The 23,578-nt window shown below is 38.7% G+C and carries 21 protein-coding genes; 5 read left to right on the top strand and 16 right to left on the bottom strand.

The genetic code is table 11. The features are described from left to right. Nucleotides 1–95 precede the first annotated feature (95 nt). Both B5D82_RS13095 and B5D82_RS13090 read left to right on the top strand, forming a co-directional pair. Nucleotides 96–788 (top strand): pirin family protein, encoded by a 693-nt coding sequence (locus B5D82_RS13095; protein WP_081152121.1) that lies wholly within the window; start codon nucleotides 96–98, stop codon nucleotides 786–788. 64 nt (nucleotides 789–852) lie between these two features. After that, nucleotides 853–1,590 carry a sulfite exporter TauE/SafE family protein gene (locus B5D82_RS13090; protein ID WP_245807474.1) on the top strand — a complete coding sequence of 246 codons (738 nt, stop codon included), beginning with the start codon at nucleotides 853–855 and terminating at the stop codon, nucleotides 1,588–1,590. Between the two features lie 74 nt (nucleotides 1,591–1,664). Here B5D82_RS13090 and miaE read toward each other — a convergent pair whose 3' ends face one another. Continuing rightward, nucleotides 1,665–2,429, bottom strand: coding sequence for a tRNA isopentenyl-2-thiomethyl-A-37 hydroxylase MiaE (gene miaE / locus B5D82_RS13085; RefSeq protein ID WP_081152120.1), 765 nt, complete (start codon nucleotides 2,427–2,429; stop codon nucleotides 1,665–1,667). Nucleotides 2,430–2,995: 566 nt separating this feature from the next. On the opposite strand from miaE, the gene B5D82_RS13080 reads away from it, so the two are divergent. Further along, on the top strand, nucleotides 2,996–3,274 hold the full coding sequence (locus B5D82_RS13080) for a hypothetical protein (protein WP_094122806.1): 279 nt from the start codon (nucleotides 2,996–2,998) through the stop codon (nucleotides 3,272–3,274). Nucleotides 3,275–3,486: 212 nt separating this feature from the next. Next, the gene (locus B5D82_RS13075; protein WP_081152116.1) at nucleotides 3,487–4,086 is read left to right on the top strand and encodes a Yip1 family protein; all 600 of its coding nucleotides are present in this window, start codon (nucleotides 3,487–3,489) and stop codon (nucleotides 4,084–4,086) included. A 104-nt stretch (nucleotides 4,087–4,190) separates the two neighbouring features. Here the strand turns inward: B5D82_RS13075 and purF are convergent, their stop codons facing one another. From purF to fabB, 11 genes are all read right to left on the bottom strand, one after another. Next, nucleotides 4,191–5,708: an amidophosphoribosyltransferase gene (gene purF / locus B5D82_RS13070; protein ID WP_081152114.1), complete on the bottom strand. Its 1,518-nt coding sequence runs from the start codon at nucleotides 5,706–5,708 to the stop codon at nucleotides 4,191–4,193. A gap of 32 nt (nucleotides 5,709–5,740) precedes the next feature. Beyond that, nucleotides 5,741–6,223, bottom strand: coding sequence for a CvpA family protein (locus B5D82_RS13065; protein WP_081152113.1), 483 nt, complete (start codon nucleotides 6,221–6,223; stop codon nucleotides 5,741–5,743). A gap of 71 nt (nucleotides 6,224–6,294) precedes the next feature. Continuing rightward, a complete protein-coding gene (locus tag B5D82_RS13060) occupies nucleotides 6,295–6,927 on the bottom strand; it encodes an SPOR domain-containing protein (RefSeq protein ID WP_081152111.1) in 633 nt (210 codons plus the stop codon). Between the two features lie 18 nt (nucleotides 6,928–6,945). Further along, nucleotides 6,946–8,220, bottom strand: a complete 1,275-nt coding sequence (gene folC, locus B5D82_RS13055) for a bifunctional tetrahydrofolate synthase/dihydrofolate synthase (RefSeq protein WP_081152110.1) — start codon at nucleotides 8,218–8,220, stop codon at nucleotides 6,946–6,948. Nucleotides 8,221–8,230: 10 nt separating this feature from the next. Further along, a complete protein-coding gene (accD, locus tag B5D82_RS13050; RefSeq protein ID WP_081152108.1) occupies nucleotides 8,231–9,088 on the bottom strand; it encodes an acetyl-CoA carboxylase, carboxyltransferase subunit beta in 858 nt (285 codons plus the stop codon). A 146-nt stretch (nucleotides 9,089–9,234) separates the two neighbouring features. Continuing rightward, nucleotides 9,235–10,017 (bottom strand): tRNA pseudouridine(38-40) synthase TruA, encoded by a 783-nt coding sequence (gene truA / locus B5D82_RS13045; protein ID WP_081154496.1) that lies wholly within the window; start codon nucleotides 10,015–10,017, stop codon nucleotides 9,235–9,237. A 143-nt stretch (nucleotides 10,018–10,160) separates the two neighbouring features. Next, nucleotides 10,161–13,871 (bottom strand): FimV/HubP family polar landmark protein, encoded by a 3,711-nt coding sequence (locus tag B5D82_RS13040; protein WP_081152107.1) that lies wholly within the window; start codon nucleotides 13,869–13,871, stop codon nucleotides 10,161–10,163. 265 nt (nucleotides 13,872–14,136) lie between these two features. After that, complete coding sequence (locus B5D82_RS13035; protein ID WP_081152105.1) at nucleotides 14,137–15,162, bottom strand: aspartate-semialdehyde dehydrogenase; 1,026 nt, start codon at nucleotides 15,160–15,162, stop codon at nucleotides 14,137–14,139. Between the two features lie 23 nt (nucleotides 15,163–15,185). Continuing rightward, nucleotides 15,186–16,304, bottom strand: a complete 1,119-nt coding sequence (locus B5D82_RS13030; RefSeq protein WP_081152104.1) for a 4-phosphoerythronate dehydrogenase — start codon at nucleotides 16,302–16,304, stop codon at nucleotides 15,186–15,188. 43 nt (nucleotides 16,305–16,347) lie between these two features. Then, on the bottom strand, nucleotides 16,348–16,698 hold the full coding sequence (locus tag B5D82_RS13025) for a 5-carboxymethyl-2-hydroxymuconate Delta-isomerase (protein WP_081152102.1): 351 nt from the start codon (nucleotides 16,696–16,698) through the stop codon (nucleotides 16,348–16,350). 194 nt (nucleotides 16,699–16,892) lie between these two features. After that, the gene (gene fabB / locus B5D82_RS13020) at nucleotides 16,893–18,104 is read right to left on the bottom strand and encodes a beta-ketoacyl-ACP synthase I (protein ID WP_081152100.1); all 1,212 of its coding nucleotides are present in this window, start codon (nucleotides 18,102–18,104) and stop codon (nucleotides 16,893–16,895) included. Between the two features lie 171 nt (nucleotides 18,105–18,275). On the opposite strand from fabB, the gene mnmC reads away from it, so the two are divergent. Further along, nucleotides 18,276–20,291 (top strand): bifunctional tRNA (5-methylaminomethyl-2-thiouridine)(34)-methyltransferase MnmC2/FAD-dependent 5-carboxymethylaminomethyl-2-thiouridine(34) oxidoreductase MnmC1, encoded by a 2,016-nt coding sequence (mnmC, locus tag B5D82_RS13015; protein WP_245807473.1) that lies wholly within the window; start codon nucleotides 18,276–18,278, stop codon nucleotides 20,289–20,291. Nucleotides 20,292–20,410: 119 nt separating this feature from the next. Here the strand turns inward: mnmC and B5D82_RS13010 are convergent, their stop codons facing one another. From B5D82_RS13010 to B5D82_RS12995, 4 genes are all read right to left on the bottom strand, one after another. Beyond that, entirely contained in the window at nucleotides 20,411–20,683 is a 273-nt protein-coding gene (locus B5D82_RS13010) for a YfcL family protein (protein WP_245807472.1), read from the bottom strand. A gap of 81 nt (nucleotides 20,684–20,764) precedes the next feature. After that, nucleotides 20,765–21,898, bottom strand: coding sequence for an ATP-NAD kinase family protein (locus B5D82_RS13005; RefSeq protein ID WP_081152095.1), 1,134 nt, complete (start codon nucleotides 21,896–21,898; stop codon nucleotides 20,765–20,767). A gap of 61 nt (nucleotides 21,899–21,959) precedes the next feature. Further along, complete coding sequence (locus B5D82_RS13000) at nucleotides 21,960–22,544, bottom strand: elongation factor P hydroxylase (RefSeq protein ID WP_081152094.1); 585 nt, start codon at nucleotides 22,542–22,544, stop codon at nucleotides 21,960–21,962. 154 nt (nucleotides 22,545–22,698) lie between these two features. Beyond that, nucleotides 22,699–23,568 carry a prohibitin family protein gene (locus B5D82_RS12995; RefSeq protein ID WP_081152092.1) on the bottom strand — a complete coding sequence of 290 codons (870 nt, stop codon included), beginning with the start codon at nucleotides 23,566–23,568 and terminating at the stop codon, nucleotides 22,699–22,701. Nucleotides 23,569–23,578 lie beyond the last annotated feature (10 nt).

Genomic DNA, 23,578 nt, shown 5'->3' with positions numbered 1-23,578 from the left:
TAAAATACGAATAACATGTACTAATAATGCTAATTTTAACCTATCGATAAGAACGGTATGATCACTTCAAGAAAATCAATTGAAGGAATTTATCTATGAAATATATTAGAAAGTCAGCAGAACGAGGCAAAGCAAATTTTGGCTGGTTAGATAGCAAACATAGTTTTTCGTTTGGCAATTATTACGATAAAAATCATATGGGCGTTTCGGTATTACGGGTAATCAACGATGATATGGTTATGCCGGGTCAAGGCTTTGGTGAACATGGCCACCGTGATATGGAAATTATTTCCTATGTTATCGAAGGTGCTCTTCAACACGAAGATAGTACCGGAAACAGCTATAAAGTGCCTGCCGGTGACGTGCAGCGTATGAGTGCTGGTCGTGGTGTAATGCACTCTGAGTTTAATGCTTCAAAAGAAGATAAAGTAAAGTTTTTGCAAATTTGGATACAACCTAATGTAACAGGTATTAAACCAAGTTATGAGCAAAAGACTATTCGCCAACAAGGTCAATTAACGTCATTAGTTAACCCCAATGGTGATAACGGCGCGTTGTCAATCAACCAAGATGCGAGCTTGTCGCGTTTAGTGTTGAAAAAAGGCGAAGACATTACCTTGAACACTGAGCAGCGTATCGGGTATTTGCATATAATTAAAGGCCAATTAAACGCTGACGGCGAACAATTTACAGCGGGTGATGGCTTTGCTGTTGAGCCTGAGCAAACACTAGAAATAAAAGCTGACTCAGGCATTGAAGCGCTATGGTTTGATTTACCGATGACTTAAATCAGTACAGAGCCAGGTCGATCTAGCGTCTTAGCATACAATAAAAGCAGGGGTATCATTAAATATGGACATGGAAATATCAGCAGTATTACTTATCGCCTTTGTGGTTTTACTCATTGGTATTTCCAAATCTGCTTTTGCTGGGGCACTTGGCGTATTCGCCGTGCCCCTTTTAATGCTCAAATTCAGCGCTATTGAAGCAATAACTCTGATGCTGCCCTTGCTAATTATCGCAGATATGATGAGCGTAAAAAGTTTTTGGAAAAAATGGGACAAAGCGTTATTGGCAAAATTAATACCCGGTGCCATTATCGGTATTGTCTGCGCTAATTTACTGATGGACTTTGTTAACGCTGGTCACTTACGTTATTTTATCGCCTTTATTTGTATTGCTTTTGCCGTTAAAAACATTGGCTTTAAAAAACTGCAACTGAGCTTCGTTAATAATCGTTTTGGCGCGTATGTTATGTCAGCAACGTCAGGCATCACTAGCACATTAGTACACGCCGGCGGCCCGCCCTTAATCATCTACTTTACCGCCATAGGTTTAGCACAAACTAAATTTGTTGCAACCGCAGCCGCTTTTTTTGCCATCATGAACATCATTAAATTAATCGGCGTGGTGTCTTTAGGACTATTAACCTTTGATGTGGTACTCAAGGCATTAATGTTTGTGCCTTTAGCGCTCATCGGAAATTGGCTCGGCGTTAAAATTAATCAACATTTAGATAAACAACGCTTTTTAAAGATAATGAATTACCTATTGTTATTGCTAGGTCTTTGGTTACTCTGTACAAAATAGTGTTCATTATTTACAAAATCCACCAAATTTTAAAATAATGTTAATAAAACATAATCATTTTTGATTGTAAAAAATTATTGTTTTATCGGTGAACCACTGTGAAATTTAAAGTCTGTATCTGGCGTTGAAATCAAGTCCGCTTCAACCTTACCAAAATGAGCAATACGATCACTAATATCTTTACCTGCAATTTGCTCTGCTAAGGCTAAGTAGTCTTGATAATGTCTAGCTTCAGATCTTAATAACGAGGTGTAAAATTTATTTAAATCATCATCTAAATGAGGCGCTAGCTTTGCAAAGCGTTCGCATGATCTAGCTTCAATATACGCACCACAAATTAGCTTATCAATTAAGGTATCTGGCTCATGTGTTGTAACATGCGTCATCATACCTTTTGCGTAACGACCAGCTGATGTGTTTTCAAAGGCAATATTACGGCCTGCCATTATTTCTAACACTTGATAAAAGTGATGTAACTCTTCTTTGATTAACAGCACCATTTTATCAATCAAATCTTGTCCATACTCAGAGTTACTTTTAGGGAAAACTGATTTTGATAATACGTCTTGATTAGCTAGAGATTGTAAATCCCCTTCTTGACGATATAAATAGCCTTCATAAGGCTTAAACCAATCAGCTAATATTTGTCCGCTTTTCTTATCAACAGCATATTTACGCATAAGGTGCATTGCGGTCTGCCCTGCTTTTAATTCACAAGCAAGGTGGTCTCTTAATATAATGGGTAAATTCTCTGGTTTTTTAGCTTCATCAATCCAAGCATTAGGCGTTTCACATTTAAGAAAGCTTAAAATTGGAGCTAATAATTTTTGGGAAGGCACTTTTTGAAAACTCGGTATCTATCTAAAACATTGCAGTGATTTTATCATGAAACTTTTAAATAGGTTAGCTTGTCTGACTATTAAAGAGTAATCGCCATTAGGTTTAACCTTAAAATAAAGGGTTAACTCCTACGCGGCAGTTTTAAATGACATATAGAGCAACTTACTCTTAAAATTAGTGGCTGAAAACTTATTATGCACAATTTAGCATTCAGTGCACATATCAAATGATTAATAAGCAATATGGGTAAATTTTCATTAGCTTGAGCCTGTTCAACACACTTGTATAACGCAATAATTTCAATGAGACTATTGCTGGGATCAAGCCGTTGAGTGTAAGCCATATCAAGACGCTATTATTAATTTACAACTATTTTAAAGCCCTACGCTGAGTCACTTGTAAAACTATTAATGTAAACTATTTATACAAATAACGAATTTAAGTTTAAATTTAAAAGGCTGCAATTAACTGAAAAATTCTGTGCTATTTGTTATGATATTAAGAAATGAGACCTATTGAATTAACAAGATAAATTTATTCTTAACAAAATAAAGCGAAAAATATAATGAAAAAGACGGCGGCTAAATCACTAACAGATAAACACGAAGAGCTTACCCATAGTGAACATCAAACCGTACTTTCGCATGTTCAGCGAGAAGTCGATGAATGGTATGTCAATACTATTATGTTAAAGGGGATTGACGTCCCTTTTAAGTATCGCAGAAAAAAGCTTTATAAGTCATTACAAAATCAGCAGGTAAATATTACCTATTATCCTACTCAAGAAACCATTGCTGGCTTCGAACTTGAAGTCATGAAAATTGTTCGTATTAAAGTCTGTTGAGTACATTGTGCCTTGAAAACGGCTCTATTAGACTGATAGATGGCTAAATAATATCTTTTTACGTCGAAATATCAAACAACCCTTGACGAATCACTCGCCATCTTACATAAATAGCATATCAACAATAAAAACAACTAAGTTGATTTGAATACAAGGTCGCAGAGTTTTACTTATATCTGCATTATTTTTGGGGACAGAGAGAGGTATATAACATGATCTTAAATCATATCTGGGGGCTTTATACTGCACCTAAAAAAGAGTGGCAAACAATTGAGAAGCGTCACGAAAGTCTAACGTATTCTATGGTTCATATTCTTACCATTGCTTTAATTCCAGCAATTTGTGGCTACTACGCTGCGGCACACATAGGTTGGTCAATTGGCGCAGGAGATCCAATTAAACTAACGGAGTCAAACGCATTGTTTATGTCCGTCGCTATGTATTTTGGTTTAATTCTAGGCGTATTTTCCCTAGCGGTTTTAATCCAATGGATGGCAAAAACTTTTGATTCAAAACCAGACTTCACGCAGTCATTAGAGTTAGCAGCCTATGCCGCTACACCTTTATTAATGGCAGGATTAACCGCACTCTTTCCAGTCTTGTGGTTTGTAGTACTGGCAGGATTAGCCGCTTTATGTTATTCGGTTTACCTACTTTATTCAGGTGTACCAATTATGATGAATATTCCTGAAGAAAAAGGCTTTATTTATTCTAGTTCTGTAGTAACTTGCGGTTTAGTACTGATTGTCGCACTGATGGCGGCAAGCGCTATCGTTTTCAACTCAGGCTTAGGTGTTGAGTACATCAGTTGATTTAATAGCAATCATAAAAAAAACCGCTTAATAGCGGTTTTTTTATGATTCAAATTTGGTATTCAGTGTTAACAGTTAATAAATACCTAAATCCCCATCATGCTTTATTCAGCGCCTTCATTATACATATCGATAATTGAATCGGCATTTTTGTCTGAAGTTTCTTTGGTTTCATTATTACGCATAGCATCGAGTCTATCTAAATAGCTTTGATCGATATCTTTTGTTACGTATTCCCCATTAAAAACTGACGTTTCAAATTCTGTAATATCTGGATTTGCAGTCGACACAGCAGAAACTAAATCTTCTAGGGTTTGGAATATTAACTTGTCCGCACCGATAAGCTGACATATATCGTCTAGTTCACGGCCATGGGCAATTAACTCATTTGCGCTTGGCATATCAATACCGTAAACATTTGGGAAACGTATTTCAGGCGCTGCAGAAGCAAAGTATACTTTCTTAGCACCCGCCGCTCTTGCCATTTCAATAATTTGACCTGACGTAGTACCACGAACAATAGAGTCATCGACAAGTAAAACATTTTTACCTACAAACTCTGCACCAATGGCGTTAAGTTTCCTACGCACTGATTTTTTTCGTTGCTCTTGTCCTGGCATAATAAACGTACGGCCAATATAACGATTTTTAACGAAGCCTTGACGATATGGAATATTAAGATGACGCGCTATTTCTAATGCCGTATCACAAGATGTTTCAGGGATAGGAATAACAACATCGATATCAATATCTTCCCACTCTTTAGCAATTTTATCGCCTAATTTTTTCCCCATATCAACGCGAGATCCGTAAACGGAAATCTTATCAATAGAAGAATCTGGTCGAGCAAAATACACGTATTCAAAAATACATGGATGAAAAGACGGGTTTTCAGCACATTGCTGGCTATGAATTTCACCTGATTCTGTAAAGAAAATAGCTTCACCAGGTGCAACATCACGAACAAATTCAAATTCATTAGCATCAAGGGCAACGGATTCAGATGCCACCATATATTCGACACCAGATTCAGTTTCACGCTTACCAAAGACTAGAGGACGAATACCATTAGGATCACGAAATGCCACCATACCGTAACCGATAATCAAGGCGACTGTTGCATAGGCACCACGAACTCGTTTATGGACATTGCTTACCGCAGTAAAAATATCACTTTGATCTAATGTATGTTGCTCTGAGTTTTGTAATTCGTGGCCTAAAATATTTAATAAAAGCTCTGAATCTGACGTGGTATTAACATGGCGACGGGCTTGGGTATTAAGCCATATCTTTAATTCTTCAGCATTGGTTAAATTACCGTTATGCGCCAAAGAAATACCAAAGGGTGAGTTAGCGTAAAATGGCTGCGCTTCTGAACTACTTGATGTACCAGCCGTAGGATAACGAATATGGCCAATACCCATGTTACCTTGAAGACGTAACATATGGCGAGTATGAAAAACATCTTTCACTAAGCCGTTACCTTTTCGTAATCTAAAGGTATTTTCGTGAATGGTCACGATACCTGCAGCGTCTTGGCCACGATGCTGTAATACCGTTAAACCATCATATAAAGCTTGACCTACGGGTGTTTTACCAACAATACCAACAATACCACACATGCACTTATTCTCCGACGAACTAAGTTTAAATACTAAGCTAAAAAACTGGATGATTGTTTGAGATATTCAAAAAACCATTCAACTATTAATGTAAATTCTGGAACCAACTGTGAATTCTGCCACCATGTACTAGAGGACGCTGGTGTAAACGCATCCATGAAAAATAACACTGCAGCTATGATCAATACGCCTCTCAACGCACCAAAAACAATACCTAGCACTCTGTCAGTACCTGACAAGCCAGTTTTACTGACAAGTTGGCCAATGATGTAGTTAACGAGTGCGCCTAAAATTAAAGTGGAGATGAATAGAATAGCAATCGAGGCAGCGTTACGAAGCAGTTGATCGGTAATATTGGTCAGTAGGGTCGACAAGTTAAGGTAGAAGCTACTAGCGACAAAGAATGCACTGATCCAAACAATTAAGGAAACAGCTTCTTTAACAAAGCCCCGCACTAAGCTAATTAAAGCTGAAATGCCGATGACAGCCAAAATGGCATAATCTATCCAAACCATAAATCGAATATTCTCATTGATTAGAGGCGCGCATTCTACCAGAAGGCAGCTAGGATTTGCTAATAATTTTATTATTTAGCAGGGTAAAACCGGGCAACTTTACCCTGAACATTAGTAAGCTTTTTCAAAGCGGGCAGCTTTTCTTCTAACGAAGATTTAATCAATTCGGGTCCAATAAAAACTTTGGTCAACTTGCCCGATTTTGTTTTAATTGGTTTAGTAAAGGCTGTGTAGCCTGCTTTTTGTAATTTATTGACCAACTCATCAACATTATTTTGATGACGAAAACTGCCTAATTGGATTACCCAAGCTTGTTCTGGAATCGCTAAACTAGGTGCTTGCTTTACGGTTTGAGCTACCAGTTTTTTTGTTGGAGCAGGTGCCGCTGTATCTGAAAAAGACGATTCTTTAGTTAAAGTCGACACAGTAACGTCTTTTTCCTTGAGTGCTTTTGCTGAATCAATGACATTTTGATCGTCAATAGCAAGTTCATCAAAAATAGGCTCTGCCGGTAAATTTTCCAATTTATCATCTGGGAAGCTTTTATTAGCCTGTGGAAAGTCTACCAGAGGCGTCCCTGGTATCGCCTCAAAATTATCTTGGTAAGTTTTTTTGTCACCATCAAGTACATCAGGTAAAAATATAATAGCGATAGCTGCAACAATAATGGTACCAACTAAACGATTTTGAAATGGTGTAGACAAATTAGACTCCAAGCATAGCTAAACTAACAAACGTCTTATTTCAGCAACGGTATAAAAAGATCCGAAAACCAGAATAAGATCAGTTGCTTTTGCATTCTGTTTTGCCATTTTAAATGCCTGAGAGACATTGTCAAAGCAATTCACCTTAGCCGCGTCTATTTGTGTAGATTCTACGATATTTTTTGCTTCGCGGCCTCTAGGAGCATTAAGTGTTCCAACATACCAATGAGAAACTGCCGGTAAAAGTGGTGTAATGGTGTTGCTCGCATCTTTGTCAGCGAGCATACCAAGCACAGCATGTACCTTAGGATAGTTTAATTGCTGCAGTTGTGACGCTAAATATCGCGCAGCTTGAGGATTATGCCCTACATCTAAAATAACATCACAATCGAGGGTGAACTTCTCCATTCGGCCCGCCACTTTAGTTTCAGCTATAATTTGATTAAGAAACTCGCTATTTAGCGATAGCGTGAGTTTATCTGCTAAAAGATGCAACACCATAATCGCAGTGGCGACATTATCTTGTGGAACTTGACAGCCATTAAGCGCTGAAAATGTATATTCACTACTGCGCCAATGCCAAGTGTTATTATTTGCTTGTTCAATCGTAAAGCTTTGCTCACGGAAGTAGGGTTTAGCGCCAATATCAGTTGCGTGTCGCGCTAATGAGCTTGGAGGGTTAGTATCGCCAACTACAACAACTTGATTTGCTCGCATTATACCGGCTTTTTCAAAACCAATAGCTTCTCGCGTATTCCCCAAGAATGACTGATGGTCAAGATCGATAGTGGTAATTACAGCCACATCGGCGTCGATAATATTGGTGGCATCTAAGCGACCACCTAAGCCAACTTCAAGAATAATCACGTCAGGCTGTTCTGCCGTTAAAATCAGTAAGGCGGCTAACGTTGTGTATTCATAATAAGTTAGCGATATATCACCGCGGGCGGCTTCTATGGTTTCAAATGCACTAACTAAAGCATTATCACTGACTTCAGATTTATTAAGACGCAAACGCTCATTAAAACGCTCTATATGAGGTGAAGAGTAAACAGAGCAGGTTAAGTTTCGTGCTAAAAATGCATTTTCTAAAAACGCACAGGTAGTGCCCTTACCATTAGTACCGGCAACGGTAATAACTGTCGATTTGGGAAAAGCAATACTGAGGTTCTTCGCAACCGCGGCGATGCGCTTTAAGCCAAGATCTATCTCGACTGAATGTAGGTTTTCTAAATAAGAAAGCCATTCAGTAAGATTGCTCCTTTCTGAATGGCCTTTAATCATTTTTGACATGAATTTTCCGTTATGCTGCTGGGCTATCTTGTCCCATAAACTTAGCAAGCATTCTCGCCAAAGTACTGCGCATTTCGCGACGATCGACAATAATATCGATTGCACCTTTCTCTTTTAAGAATTCACTACGCTGAAAGCCTTCAGGCAGTTTTTCACGCACTGTTTGTTCGATAACGCGTGGGCCAGCAAAACCAATTAAGGCTTTTGGCTCTGCAACATTAATATCGCCCAACATAGCTAAACTGGCAGAAACGCCGCCCATAGTAGGATCAGTTAATACCGAAACGTAAGGTAGGCCTTTTTCACTCATTTTTGCTAAGGCTGCACTAGTTTTGGCCATTTGCATTAATGAAAATAATGCTTCTTGCATACGAGCACCACCACTGGCAGAAAAACATACAAATGGTACATTATGCTCTAAACAATATTCAACACCTTTAACAAAGCGAGCACCAACAACAGATGCCATTGAGCCACCTAAGAAACCGAATTCAAATGCTGCGACAACAATAGGTTGCCCGCATAATTCACCTCGCATAACAACCAAGGCATCTTTTTCACCGGTACTCTTTTGCGCCGCCGAAATACGATCTTTATATCGTTTAGAATCTTTAAACTTGAGAATGTCTTGTGCTTCAAATTCTTCACCCAGCTCGACTCGCTCGCCTTGGTCAAGAAAACCATCTATACGCTTACGCGCAGAAATACGCATATGGTGATCACATTTTGGGCAAACCGACATCTGTCGATCTAGCTCTACTTTGTATAATACCGCGTTACAGCTAGAACACTTACTCCAGACACCTTCCGGAATATTTCTTTTTTGTGTCGCTTTTGCTTTTGGGAGAATCTTTTCAATCCAGCTCATAATGTATTTTTGCCTATGCATGAAAAATTTAGTAATTGTTTACAATACAACCACTAAATATAAATTTTTGACTAATACTCTGAATTAGACCATAGAACGCCTACACAATTATAGGAAAAACTGGTCTGTTTTCTTCTTATTGTTGATTATAGTAGAAATAATGGCCCTGGGCTACGCTTTGGAATGCCAAACGCATCTGGGTAATCAACATCGACAAAATATAGCCCCGCAGATGGTGCAGTAATACCCGCAACACAACGATTTTTGGCCTCTAATACTTCTTTAAGCCAACTAACCGGTTTTAGTTCTTGACCAACTTTCATCAAGCTACCAGCTATATTTCTCACCATATGGTGTAAAAATGCATTCCCTTTTATATCAATAATAACAAACTCTCCTTGGCGAGAGACATTACAATAATGCAAGGTACGAGTTGGAGAATTTGACTGACAATGCACGGTTCTAAACGAAGTAAAGTCATGTCGACCGACTAAATATTGTGCTGCTTGGTGCATTAAATTTTCATTCAATGGGTAATGGCAAAAGCTAATACCCGAGCTTAAAATTGCTGACCGTAAACGATTGTTATTAATAATATAGCGATACCGTCTAGCGGTTGCACTAAAGCGAGCATGAAAGTCATTATTAACCTCTTTCACCCAAGATACCGCAATATCTTTCGGCAAATTAGTATTAACTCCTAATGTCCATGCAACATCTTTACGGATTTTTTCGGTCTCAAAGTGAATGACCTGATTGGTCGCATTAACCCCAGTATCAGTTCTACCTGCGCAGACAACTTCAATGGGTTCGTTGGCTATTTTTGATAAAGCCTTTTCTACCATCTCTTGAACGCTAATAACATTCTTTTGTCTTTGCCAACCGTAGTAGTTACTACCATCGTATTCTATGCCTAAAGCGTAACGCATTTTATCCTCCATTGCTAAGCTGAGGACATTATCCATTATTTCACCCGTTATACCAATTGAATTGATATATTCAACGATTTGTGCGAATTAAAAAGTTTAAAGGCTGCAAAATGCAGCCTTTAATTCCAAAATACTAAAGCATATTAGTCTTTTAGGTTATCCAATAACTGCTGAGCATCAAATTGTTGTTGTGCATCACCTAGCTTTATTACATCGAGTAAAATCACTTCTGCGTTGTCATGGTCGCCAATCTCAATATAGACCTTGGCCAAATCTAATTTTGCCGCGATACCATTGTCGTCGTCATCAACGTCATCTTCAGTGATATTACCTGAAAATTCAGGAAACTCACTCAGGCCAACATCAATATCCATTTTTTCATAAGGTTCAGTTGGCTTGCCGTCTAATAGACTATCCGATAATAAAGAATCTACGGAAATAAAGTCTTTATCTTCACTTTCTTTAGGTGAATCATTTCCTTTGGGGTCAGAGTCTTCCTCAGCTGTATCAAGCTCAAAGTCATCACCTATTTCAAAGTCCTCGCTAAATTCAAACTCATCACTATCTGATTGACTGCTCTCTTCTTCAATATTTGCTAATAAGTCATCGAAATCTAAATTATCAAGCTCTTTCATACCGTCGACTTCTTCAGCATTACTCGCAACACTTTTGCCAAGATCACTTTGTGTATGATTATCATCGTCAGCGAGTAAATCAGCCAAGACGTTCCGATCAGTAAAGTCTGGTGATAATTCCACCATGTCATCTGTAGCTTTTTCGTCATTCAACAAATTTGCTAACGTTGACTCATCAAAATCACCTGATAATGCTTGTAATGTTTCTTCATCGATAGTTTCAGACTCTTCCGTAAGCTTGCCCTTATCTTCACTCAGCAGCTCACTATCAAGGAGGTCAGTGTCAAGAACATCATCACCAATATCCAGCGGCTCATCATTTGCTTCTGGTGCATGGTTTACTTCATCAATCAAAGCATCGATATCAAAATCATCAGAAATTTCTTCGCTACCATCACTTGAATTTTCGTGCTGTGGCTTTTTGTCTAAATTTTCATCTAGCTCAGGAGCATCGAGTTCCTCCAAGCTTTCATCAACACTATCATCAGATAGTTTACTAAAATCAGTATCTATAAATGATTGTACATATTCATCAGTAAAATCATTGATGAGATCTGTATTCTCAATCTCTGGTGTGTCTGGGGTTGCAATATCATTATTGCTAATAACGTCACTATCCAGCGAACCAACTTGATCGATTATTGCTTTAGATTCATTTATATCTTCCGATCTTGATGCTTCTTCAACTTTGTCTTCAATCTTTAACGTATCTTCATCATCATTTACAGAGTCTAACAATGCATCAATGTCATCTGGATCTGGTACTTCAACAGCATCTTCATCTGTTAAGGTATCTGAATCGTCATTTATCGACTCTAACAGTGCATCAATGTCATCTGGATCTGATACATCAATAGCATCTTCATCTGGTAAGGTATCTGAATCGTCATTTATCGACTCTAACAATGCATCAATGTCATCAGGATCTGATACATCAATAGCATCTTCATCTGGTAAGGTATCTGAATCGTCATTTATCGACTCTAACAGTGCATCAATGTCATCAGGATCTGATACATCAACAGCATCTTCATCTGGTAAGGTATCTGAATCGTCATTTATCGACTCTAACAATGCATCAATGTCATCTGGATCTGATACTTCAATAGCATCTTCATCTGGTAAGGTATCTGAATCATCATTTATCGACTCTAACAATGCATCAATGTCATCTGGATCTGATACTTCAATAGCATCTTCATCTGGTAAGGTATCTGAATCGTCATTTATCGACTCTAACAGTGCATCAATGTCATCTGGATCTGATACTTCAATAGCAGCTTCATCTGGTAAGGTATCTGAATCGTCATTTATCGACTCTAACAATGCATCAATGTCATCGGGATCTGATACTTCAATAGCATCTTCATCTGATAAGGTATCTGAATCATCATTTATCGACTCTAACAATGCATCAATGTCATCAGGATCTGATACCTCAATAGCATCTTCTTCTGTCTTATCTGATGTGTCTTTATCCGATGCAGTATCACCTTGACCATTTATAGCATCTAATAAGTCATCAATATCGTCGGGATCTGATAGCTCAGTAGCAGCTTCTTCTGTCTTATCTGATGTGTCTTTATCCGATGCGGTATCACCTTGACCATTTATAGCATCTAATAAATCATCAATATCGTCTGGATCTGATATCTCTTTGGCATCTTCGGCGATTGGAGTACCTTTTGCTTCACTGGCAGCATCCAACAAAGCGTCAATATCAGCAGGTTCTGCCACCTCACTAATATGATTTATTGCAGGGGTATCAATTACCTCATCTGGTTCATCAGCGGCGTCAAGTAGAGCATCAATATCTTCGGGCTCATTGTCTGCGAGATTACTTTCAGAGGCGTCAGGTAATATATTATCTAATTCACTTTGATCTAATTGATCTGAATCAAAGGTTTTGTCATCATCGGTGCTTAACTCATCTTCTAGCCCAGCAAATAAAGAGTCTAAATCGCTTTGATCTAATTGACCGCCTTCTAAGGCTTCACCTTCGATAATATCATCATCTAAAGAAATCGTTTCAGAATCACTATCTAAATTAAGATCCTCAAGTTCATCCAAATCGTCTAAATCGTCATCTAACTGAATTATGTCATCATCCAAGGAATCTAAATCATCAGAAAACAAATCGTCATGCTCTTCATCATTCTCAGATAAATCTATTGATAATTCATCATCGAGTGAAAGGTCATCATTAAGCGCTAACTCATCGTCTAATGTTAACTCGGTATCTAAATCTTCTGATGTAGATGCATTTTTAGGTTTCGCTTCGGCTTCAACAACTTGTTCTTTTTTGATCGGAGCTACACTTTCGTCATTATCTTTATTAGCTTTTCGTCGAAATAAAATCGCCAAAAAGGACAGTACTAATATTGCGGGTAACGTTGCCATTAAAGCAACAAACCAAGAACTCGACATCAAGTTGCCTTCTTCGAGATCGGCTTTTTGTTTTTCTAATAATAACGCTTGCTCTCTCGTTTCAGCTTTTGTCAGTAGCTCTTGTTGCAGCGAAATCATATCGTCCATCTGGATTTTAATTTCTTTGCTTTTAGCCACTTCACTCTGCATAACACCAAGTTGGTCATTAAAGCTGGTAAGACGTTGACGTAACGCTTCGTTTTCTTTTAACAAGCTTTGTAGTCCATCGATGGAGTCTAAAACGTCATTTTGAATGGTGGCTAATCTTTGCTGCTGAGTACTGTCTATAGCTTGTAATTGAACATTGATTTCGGATTTTGCGGCATCTAAATCTTTTTTATTTACTGAGGCTTCTTCAGGTAACAGTACTTTTTTAGGCGCAACTTTAACGACTTTTACGACTTTCTTTTGCCAAGCTTTATCATCACTACGTGACTTTTGTTGGGCTGTATCTGGGTTAATAGCTCGCATTACATCAATGGGTGGCAGCTTTAAATACTGACCACTGATCATATGATTTAAATTGTTATCTTTAAAAGACTCTGGATTATTTTCATATAGGGCTTGCATGACTTGGTATACAGACAAGCGAGGGTCTGGTCGCACTTTAAGTGCAATATTCCATAAGGTATCTTTGCCCGTTATTGGGCCATAACGGTCATAAGGAAAAGCATCTGTCGATTTCGGGCCACGAATACGTATGCCGCCGTCTTCAGCAGAAATAGGTAGACTAAAACAGCTAATGCTAACGATAAGTACCTGCCATAGGCACAGGCGTAACAATTTTTGCATTAAAATTTCCTATTTATAATGATTATTCGCCAATACAATGACGGACCCAAGTCAGGAGATTGTAAAGCAAAAATTATTCCAGTTATTAATAATTGCTTCTACGTACATGGATAAATGCTGATAATTTTTTACTATGTTATCAAATTAATACAACTGTTCTTATCTTATCCTTAATTTAATATAAGTTAAATAAAACAAAAAACCCGTCGCTTATTATAACGACGGGTTTTCATTTTTCTTTAATAAATCTATCACTTAACAGCGATTAATATTCACCAAGATGATCTTTGATTAATAACTCAGCAATTTGTACGCTATTTGTCGCAGCGCCTTTACGCACGTTATCAGCAACAATCCACATATTAATACCATTATTATGGCTAATATCTTCACGAATACGGCCAACAAACGTTTCATCTTTGCCGCTAGCATCAGTAATTTGCGTTGGAAAGTCTTCATCATTATGACAAACCACTATACCGGGTGCTTTGCTTAACAACTCTTTTACTTCTTCAGCAGAAATAGGAGAGTTAGTTTCAATATGCAATGATTCACCATGGCCAAAAAATACCGGCACACGAACAGCGGTAGGGTTAACCATAACAGTGTCATCACCAAGAATTTTTTGTGTTTCCCAAACCATTTTCATTTCTTCTTTGGTGTAACCATTTTCAAGAAATACGTCAATTTGTGGAATAACATTGAAAGCAATTTGACGTGAGAAGTTTTTCGACTCAACTGGCTTGCCTGATAATAAATCTGCAGTTTGCTTAGCTAGCTCGTCCATCGCCGCTTTACCACCACCAGAAACAGACTGATAGGTACAAACGTTAACGCGCGAAATACCTACGGCATCATAGATAGGTTTTAAAGCCACCATCATTTGAATCGTTGAACAATTTGGGTTAGCAATAATGTTGCGATTACGGTATTCAGCTAACGCTTCTGGGTTTACTTCTGGAACCACTAATGGAATATCGGCGTCGTAACGAAACTCAGAGGTATTATCAATAACAATACAACCTGCATCGCCAGCAATCGGTGCATATTTAGCTGAAGTAGCTCCACCTGCTGAAAAGAAACCTATTTGTGCTTGGCTCCAGTCAAAATTGTCAGCATCTAAAACTTCTATGCTCTCACCATTAAAGTCAATAAATTCACCTGCCGAACGTGCACTGGCTAGTGGATATAATTTATTAATAGGAAAATCACGCTGTTCTAATATTTCAATAATTGTTTTACCAACTAAACCCGTTGCACCTAGTACGCAAACATCAAATTTCTGTGCCATGATCCTCTCTCTTTTTATCCAGTTTATTTATTAAAGCCAAGCTGATGTGGTGCATCTGAGCTCAACCCATTATTCAATTTGACCGTTATTGACGAAAACTCCCGGCGAGTCGGGTAAGTTTTACGTATATGATCAAATCCTTGAACATTAATTTGTTGACGAAAAATTGCATCGTCACGCCTAACATCGTAAACCATTTTTACAAGTTGGTTTAGCAGTATTTCATCAAAAGCTTGTTTAATTTCAACCTTACCAATGGCGGGCGCTGGTAAAAAGTCAGCAAGACGCTTATTGGGTAAAATATCTAATTGTTCGCATAATGCCCGATACAAAATTTCTGTGCCACGAGCTTTTCCTTCTAAGCTATAACCAGCAATGTGTGCCGTGGTAATTTCACAATACGAAATTAACGCCGATAATATATTCGGTTCGTTCTCCCAAACATCTAATACCAACTTTAATGGGTGTCCCTGCTGCTTCATTTTCAGCAATGCAGCATTATCGATAACTTCACCGCGACAAGCATTAATCAGTATTTGGTTATCATTAAATTGTGCTAATCGCTCAGCATTCAATAAATGATACGTGGCATGCTTGCCCTTACGAGTTAATGGTACGTGCAGCGAAACTACATCGCAATTCAACGCTTGCTCAAGCGGAACAAACTCTCGCTTATCAGCTGGATTATCAGCTAATAAAGGATCACATAAAACATGCTTAATATTTAAAGCACTTAGTTTTTCACTTAATCTTGACCCCGTATTCCCTGCACCAACAATACCAACGGTTAATGATGATAACGAGATTAAATATCGCTCAGCCAATACCACTAAGGCACTAAGGACATATTCAGCGACAGAAACGGCATTACAACCAGGTGCTGAATGAAAGTTAACGTTTCTATCAGATAAATAGGGTTGGTCTATATGATCAACGCCAATAGTGGCAGTACCAACAAAGCGTAAATTTTTATTTTCCTTTAACAAGGCTTCATTCACTTTCGTGATTGAACGCACTAATAAAACGTCAGCATCACATATAGCTGTCGGTGACAAAGAGCGGCCAGAAAACGCCGTTAACTGACCTAAATCGGCAAAAAACTCAGCTGCAAACGGCATGTTTTCGTCATAAAATATATTCATTTAACGTTTCCAACTAACAAAACAGTAAAGAAAAAATGTGGCTTTACGCTACTGATGTTATTTTCTTAACATAACTTTCTTTTTCTATTTTTGTAACTTCAACCGTAATCGCTGCGTTTTCAATACCCAAGCGCTCTAGTTGATTACTGACACTGTCACTGAGAACTTTACGTTGTGATAAATCACGCCCTGATAATATTTTTAAATTAACATGTATGAAGACGTGCTCAGCGCCGGGTAAATAAAATTCATCATAAGCGCATGCGCGTACTTTAATATCAGCAGCAGCGAAAAGCTCGCTTTGGTTTGCACCTTTGTATACAGCGTGCATTAGCTGCTCTACTGGCAAACTTTCAGTAATCGTAGCAGAATATTCAATAATACAATGAGGCATGATAAGGCAGTCTAATCAAAAACAAACAAGGCCAACATTGTAGCTAAATTTATCTAGAAAAACATCGTAACGGTGACATATTTTTCATTGTTTTGATGTTTTTTTCCCAGAAAAAAACCGTTAAATTTTAACGGTTTTTAAATTTAGCTCAGGTTAATGACAATTACTGTCATTGCCTCTACAGTTTTAAGTTACTATTTATATTTTTGCATAACAAGAGTTGCGTTAGTACCGCCAAAACCAAAGCTGTTAGACATCACTAAGTTCAGTTCCATATCACGCTTTTCAGTCACTATGTCTAAGCCTTCAGCTTGTTCATCTAAAGTATTAATATTAATAGACGGGGCAACAAAGCTATGTTCCATCATCAATAATGAGAAAATAGCTTCATGAACACCTGCAGCACCTAGCGCATGGCCAGTCATTGCTTTTGTCGCACTTATTGCTGGAGAGTCTTTACCAAATACGGCTTGTATTGCACCAAGCTCTTTAACATCGCCAACCGGTGTAGAAGTACCGTGAGTATTTAAGTAATCAACTTTAGCGTCAACACCTTGCATGGCTTGTTGCATACAACGAATAGCGCCTTCACCACTTGGAGCCACCATATCGTAACCGTCTGACGTTGCGCCGTAGCCAACAATTTCAGCGTAAATATGTGCACCACGCGCTAAAGCGTGCTCAAGTTCTTCAACAACAACCATACCGCCGCCGCCTGAAATAACAAAACCGTCACGGTCTGCATCATAGGTACGAGAAGCCTCTTCAGGAGTGTCGTTATATTTAGAAGATAATGCACCCATGCCGTCAAACATCATCGCTAGCGACCAATGCACTTCTTCACCGCCACCGGCAAAGACTACGTCTTGCTTACCCAGTTGAATAAGCTCAGCTGCGTGGCCAATACAATGGGCACTAGTAGCACAGGCAGAACTGATTGAATAGTTAACACCCAAAATTTTAAACGGTGTTGCTAAACAAGCTGAAATGGTGCTCGACATTGTTTTAGGCACGGCGTATGGACCAACACGTTTAACGCCTTTTTCTCGTAAAGTATCCGCAGAATTAACTACGTTTTCTGAAGAAGCGCCACCAGAGCCAGCAACAATACCGGTGCGGAAATTAGAAACCTGATCAGGGGTTAATTTTGAATCTTTAATTGCTTGATCCATGGCTATATAAGCAAAAGCTGACGCTTCGCCCATAAAACGTAAGGCTTTACGGTCAATGTGGTCTTTTACTTCAATTTCAGGCTTGCCCCAAACTTGACTGCGTAACCCCATTTCAGCAAAACTTTCAGCACGGGTAATGCCTGATCGACCTGCTTTTAACGACGCTAATACTTCTTCTGCATCATTACCAATACTTGATACAATACCTAATCCGGTGATAACTACACGTTTCATATAAATAACCATATTCAATTAAAAAATCTGGGCGTATCATACATACTTTTGCCCCCTATACTGGTCTGTCCAGCGTACACTTGTACACTGAATGTTTTCATTTTTATGACAGTCCTTTGTAATAACATGTAAAATAACCTTTTTTTACCTACAACGGAAGACGTTAATATCGTGATTGATCAAACAAAGATTACCTTTCAAAGTGACGGTTCACCTTATTCAAGCCAATTTGAAGATATCTATTTTGATACAAACCACGGCACAAGCCAAAGTGAGTGCGTATTTATTAACGGTAATAAAATTAAAACAAGGTTAGAAAAATCAACTAAAAAGTTTGTCATCGCCGAAACAGGTTTCGGTACAGGCTTAAATTTTTTACTCACACTTGCGACATTTGACCAATTAAAGCAAAATGAAAACCAACAAAGCCTTAGCCCTAAAACTGAAAGCACCTTGCACTTTATCAGTGTCGAGAAGTATCCATTATCTAAAACGCAACTGACCCAATCGTTGAAAATATTGCCTGAGCTTGAACAATACAGTCAACAGTTAATAGCCCAGTATCCTGAAAACCCTGAGCAAGATATTACCCTGAGTTTTTTAAATGGCTCAGTTACCCTACAATTGATATTTAACGATGCAACATTAGGCTTAGCGCAATTAGCAAGCGATAAAAACATCCGCGTTTCTGCGATAGTTGATGCTTGGTATCTCGATGGATTTTCACCGGCTAAAAACCCTGAAATGTGGCATACAGGGCTTTTTCAACAAATAACGCGCTTATCTAAAGAGCAAGCTACCTTATCGACCTTTACGGTTTCGGGTAAAGTTAAACGCCAGTTAATTTCGGCCGGCTTTCGGGTAGAAAAGCGCCCAACTAACGGTAAAAAAGATGAAATGCTTAGTGCCGTTTTTCAGCAAAACCCTTACTCAGGCAAAGGTTATCAGCAGCGTCCTATTATCGCTAAACCACAACAAGTCAGTATTATCGGTGGCGGTATCGCGTCAGCTTGTGCCGCTTATGCGTTAACAAAAGCCGGGGTTAAAGTAACCGTATACTGCCAAGACTTTAGCGTTGCTCAAGGTGCCTCTAGTAATAATATTGCCGCGCTGTATCCACTGATTCATCAACAGGCTGACGATATTAGCTTGTTTTACCAACAAGCTTTCGAACAAGCAGTAAGTTATTATAAAAGTATCAGCGAGCAAGGTTTTCATTTTGATCACGACTGGTGCGGTCTATTAGAAATATCATATAAACCGGCCTTAGAACTTCGGCAACAGCACATTGCAAACTCTGATGTTTGGCCAAAAAACCTCATACAAAGTGTTGATAAAGCAACCGCTAGCGAATTATCGGGCATAGCGCTTAATCATGGCGGATTATTTTTCCCAAAAGCCGGTTGGATAGCTCCTGCACAACTGGTAAAACAAATTTTTAAGGCGGCTGAATTAACTAATCGCCTGCGTATCGAAACCGGCTGTAAAATTAATAACGTAAGCCAAAAAGCTGACGGTAAATGGCTATTGCACACCGATAAAAACAATTACCAAGCTAATGTTCTAATATATTGTGGTGGCGCGCAAGGCATACCCCTGAACCTGATAGAGCAATTACCGCTAACCTCAGTTCGTGGTCAAGTCAGTAATATGGTGAGTAATGATAAAGTAGCAAAACTATCAACCGTTATTTGCCATAAAGGCTATTTAACACCGGCCAATAAAGGCCTACATTGCATTGGAGCAACCTTTCAAAAGCACAGTTTTGATATCGAGAGTAAAGCCGAAGAAGACCAATTTAACCTGGCTATGCTAGATAAGTGCTTGCCGGGTTTAACACAATGGCAAACCACCGACATTGCCAGTAGCAAAGCGCGCTTACGCTGTATGACGCCAGATCACTTACCCATGGTCGGTGCTATGCCTGATATTGAAGCCCATAAGCAACAGTACCCTCATTTAAGCAAAGATAAACGTTGGCGCTATAACGAACCAGCACCGGTAATTGAAAATCTCTATATGTTGACCGGCTTGGGCGCGCGTGGGCTTTGTACTGCGCCATTATTGGCCGACATATTAACCGCGGATATTTGTGGTACGCCATATCCTTTAAGTAACGAACAGTTATTTAACCTAGCACCAAATCGCTTTGTTATTCGAGATATTATTCGTCGTAAATTCGATTGAGTTTGTGGGCTTAAAGCTAATGTTAATTGAAATAAATAATCGTTTATTTGCCATACTCTAAAATGAAAAAGCAGCCAATTAAAAATGAATGGCTGCTTTTAAAAGTTATAACGTATATTTTATGCCGTAAATGCTGTTTGGAGCTGCAGCCAATAATCTTGCACTATTTGACGATCTTGCGGGGTAAGCTCTGTGCGAGCAGCTTGTAGCTTCTCACTAATATTTGTTGCTAGCGCTTGTGTTAATACTTGTGACTCATCACCATATTCACTGCCCGCCAAACTAATAAAGCCTCTTAGATAACTACCGGCGAATAGCTCGTCGGCACTAACATCTTGCTCTACTTGTTCATCTAAAAAATGATATAACGCGGTAAGGTTTTCAAATTGCATGCTTAATTCCAAGTTCATTTAGGCGAGTTTTTCAACATTGCCTGTTTTTAATATATTTAAGGTTTAAATTTTTCTAGCTCACTATTGCGGGCTGGCAACGGGGTATAATACTTGATCATTATAACCGGTAGTCACGGCTAAATAGCCTGACAATTCTATGTCGAGTTCGCTATCGCCGGTATCGGCAATTAATGGTCGAGCTTGCAGCGCATTCAATTTAGTTTTCGTTGCTATAATAAGAATATTTTCTTTACCTATAGCGCGAATAACACGTGGGCTCAATTGTTGATTGCCGCGACCAAATATGTGCCCTTGGCCACCGATTAACGTGATCACAAGCTTAACTTTACCTTGTGCATATGGTTGAATTAACTGCCAAAGTTTTGGCTCGGTTAAATCACTTTCAATTAACACTTGCTCACATACTGCATCAACGCCCAACAGCGTATTTTCAAGCGCTAACTCTTCCATAACAAAAGCGGTGGTTGAGCCTGAGCCGATAATAAATAGTTCGTCATCCATTTTTGAAATAACATCGGCAGCAATGTCTTGCAAAACTAATTCGTCAGACTCTTTACCACCCGATTTAACCGCTTGAATATAACGCAACTCTGACGGCACTTGCATTTCACCAAAGCGCTTCGCTTTGACTATGCCTTGGCGAAATAAACTTTCGTCAATATCCATGACATCAGCATCAGTTAAACTGACCAACTGATTGGTGATCATTAACTCAACCACTCGCCCTGCCGCTTTAGGCGTAATAGCATAAACACCTGAATGAATTTTACAACCAGCAGGAATACCTAATACCGGAAATTTATCTTCAACAATATGACAAACATTACGCGCCGTACCATCTCCGCCAGCAAATAGCAGTAAATCAATATCAAGGTTAATTAATGTCATTACGGTCTGCTCAGTATCAAGCGCTGTAGTTATTTCATTTACAGGCTGATGCACGACTTCTGTATTGAAACCTAACGCTTTCGCCGTATATTCACCCATGTCACCCGCTGCGGTATAAATAACGATATTTTCTTTGTAAGGCAGCAATATTTCCAACGCAAGTAATGCTCGCGCATTAGACTTTGCCGTCGCGCCAAGTGCTATGGCTTGTTCAGCAATGCCAACACCATCACTGCCCTTTAATGCCACGCTACCACCAATGCCTGCAATGGGATTAATGACTAAGCCTAATTTAAATTGTTTCATTAATTAATCTCATTAATTTTCAGCCTATAAATATTATGCTTTTATTTCAAACAGGTTTATTTCAAGAATAATAAAAATGTTCAGGCACTAGCGTTAACGGGGTTTGATAATGCGTTGCCAAAACAGTAATAAATGTTGCAGCATCTTTTGGAAAACCAATATCAAGATAACGCAGCACTTGTTGATAGACTTTAGCTTTAAAAGCTATTCTATCTGTTTCACCTTCACCCAAAAGATTATCAGTAGAAACATCAAAGTCTTTTCCTGTGGCAGCACAAAGTGCCCACTCTATTGCTTGTGGCTTTATTTCTACGCTTTCAAACTTTGCTTGTTGCTCATGATCTCGACCATCTGGTACGTACCAATAGCCATAATCTTCTAATAATCGTCGCGAGGCTCCTGCTAAGCACCAATGAGAAATTTCATGTAACGCACTAGCAAAATAACCATGAGCAAATACTATTTGATTAAAGGCCGTCAGTTCATTGCTAGGTAAATAAATAGGCTCATCGCCACCTTTAATTAGTCGCGTATTATAGGCAGCGAAAAAAGCGTTATCGAATAACTGAATCAAGTCACGGTAATGAAGAGCCGTATTATCAACAGCAGTTTCATCGGTAAATGTTATTGGCTTATGTATAGACATAAAAATAAACTTTTAAATACTCAAACACTCAGCAAGTTAAATTCGCTAAGGCCTATTAAAATTGACGCTATTCTAACGAAAAACGACGATTATTACATCGCCGTTTTAAAAATATTTGAGACATTAAAGCCGAATAGCTATGCCCAACAATGATTTAATTTTTAGTTGTTCTCATATCTAGAATTGGCATATTACTGCTACCTAAAACGGTTGCGGGTAATTTACCATCCCAGTTTTGCGCTTCAGTTAACTTAACAATTAGCGGGTTATCACCTAGCGCCTTGGCTTTAGCCGTAATCGCCTCTGCTTCTGCCAGTCCTTTAATACGAATAGACTCTGCTTCTGCTATTGCCACTAACTTTATACCATCAGCTTTTGCTTTGGCGGTATTTACATCACGCTGTGCTTCAAGATTTTGTCTTGCTAACTTATGCTTTTCAGCATCGGCTAAGTTTTTCTCTGTTTGCTTGGTCTCAATGGAAGTTAAGTACTTTGCCGGCAGACTGATGTTCTCAATCTGAATATTATCAACCGTAACAGGAAAACCCTTCATTTCTTCAATAAAGTTAGCTTCAATCGCTTGAATGGCGCTGGCTCTATCTTGAATTAGCTTTTCTGCGTCATACTGAGGTATAACATCTTTAGTTGCCGCTCTAAAACGCGGATCTAAAATTCTGTTCTCAAATTGAGACAAACCGCCATATTGCCGAAACAACTCTAAAGCTGCGGTTTTATCCACAGTCCAGTTTACGCTTACACTAATAGTTACAGGCATTTGCTCTTTGGTACTTGAGGCCATTTTTTCCTCGTTTTTACGGGTACGTACTTCTATTTCTTCAACGCTATCAATAAAAGGCACTTTAAAATGCAAACCAGGATTTACCTGCTCTTTTGCTTCACTAAAGCGTTTTACAATGCCTATATGGCCTTCATTGACAGTATAAACAGAACCAATGCCAGCGATCACTACCGCCGCAACAACAATGATAGATTTTACGGGGATATTAAATTTTTCTACTTTCATAACTATTCCT

The sequence above is a fragment of the Cognaticolwellia beringensis genome, assembly GCF_002076895.1.
GTDB lineage: Bacteria > Pseudomonadota > Gammaproteobacteria > Enterobacterales > Alteromonadaceae > Cognaticolwellia > Cognaticolwellia beringensis.
Note: the sequence above shows the minus strand (reverse complement) of the source record. Positions and strands in the feature narration are given on the sequence as shown.

Bases quoted from the DNA above. Each gene is read 5' to 3' on its own strand.
- purF (WP_081152114.1), bottom strand. From the start codon at position 5,708: ATGTGTGGTATTGTTGGTATTGTTGGTAAAACACCCGTAGGTCAAGCT.
- B5D82_RS13065 (WP_081152113.1), bottom strand. From the start codon at position 6,223: ATGGTTTGGATAGATTATGCCATTTTGGCTGTCATCGGCATTTCAGCT.
- B5D82_RS13075 (WP_081152116.1), top strand. From the start codon at position 3,487: ATGATCTTAAATCATATCTGGGGGCTTTATACTGCACCTAAAAAAGAG.
- B5D82_RS13090 (WP_245807474.1), top strand. From the start codon at position 853: ATGGACATGGAAATATCAGCAGTATTACTTATCGCCTTTGTGGTTTTA.
- B5D82_RS13005 (WP_081152095.1), bottom strand. From the start codon at position 21,898: ATGAAACAATTTAAATTAGGCTTAGTCATTAATCCCATTGCAGGCATT.
- B5D82_RS13025 (WP_081152102.1), bottom strand. From the start codon at position 16,698: ATGCCTCATTGTATTATTGAATATTCTGCTACGATTACTGAAAGTTTG.
- B5D82_RS13040 (WP_081152107.1), bottom strand. From the start codon at position 13,871: ATGCAAAAATTGTTACGCCTGTGCCTATGGCAGGTACTTATCGTTAGC.
- B5D82_RS13000 (WP_081152094.1), bottom strand. From the start codon at position 22,544: ATGTCTATACATAAGCCAATAACATTTACCGATGAAACTGCTGTTGAT.
- truA (WP_081154496.1), bottom strand. From the start codon at position 10,017: ATGCGTTACGCTTTAGGCATAGAATACGATGGTAGTAACTACTACGGT.
- B5D82_RS13035 (WP_081152105.1), bottom strand. From the start codon at position 15,162: ATGGCACAGAAATTTGATGTTTGCGTACTAGGTGCAACGGGTTTAGTT.
- folC (WP_081152110.1), bottom strand. From the start codon at position 8,220: ATGTCAAAAATGATTAAAGGCCATTCAGAAAGGAGCAATCTTACTGAA.
- B5D82_RS13010 (WP_245807472.1), bottom strand. From the start codon at position 20,683: ATGCAATTTGAAAACCTTACCGCGTTATATCATTTTTTAGATGAACAA.
- B5D82_RS12995 (WP_081152092.1), bottom strand. From the start codon at position 23,568: ATGAAAGTAGAAAAATTTAATATCCCCGTAAAATCTATCATTGTTGTT.
- accD (WP_081152108.1), bottom strand. From the start codon at position 9,088: ATGAGCTGGATTGAAAAGATTCTCCCAAAAGCAAAAGCGACACAAAAA.
- B5D82_RS13095 (WP_081152121.1), top strand. From the start codon at position 96: ATGAAATATATTAGAAAGTCAGCAGAACGAGGCAAAGCAAATTTTGGC.
- B5D82_RS13030 (WP_081152104.1), bottom strand. From the start codon at position 16,304: ATGAATATATTTTATGACGAAAACATGCCGTTTGCAGCTGAGTTTTTT.
- fabB (WP_081152100.1), bottom strand. From the start codon at position 18,104: ATGAAACGTGTAGTTATCACCGGATTAGGTATTGTATCAAGTATTGGT.
- B5D82_RS13080 (WP_094122806.1), top strand. From the start codon at position 2,996: ATGAAAAAGACGGCGGCTAAATCACTAACAGATAAACACGAAGAGCTT.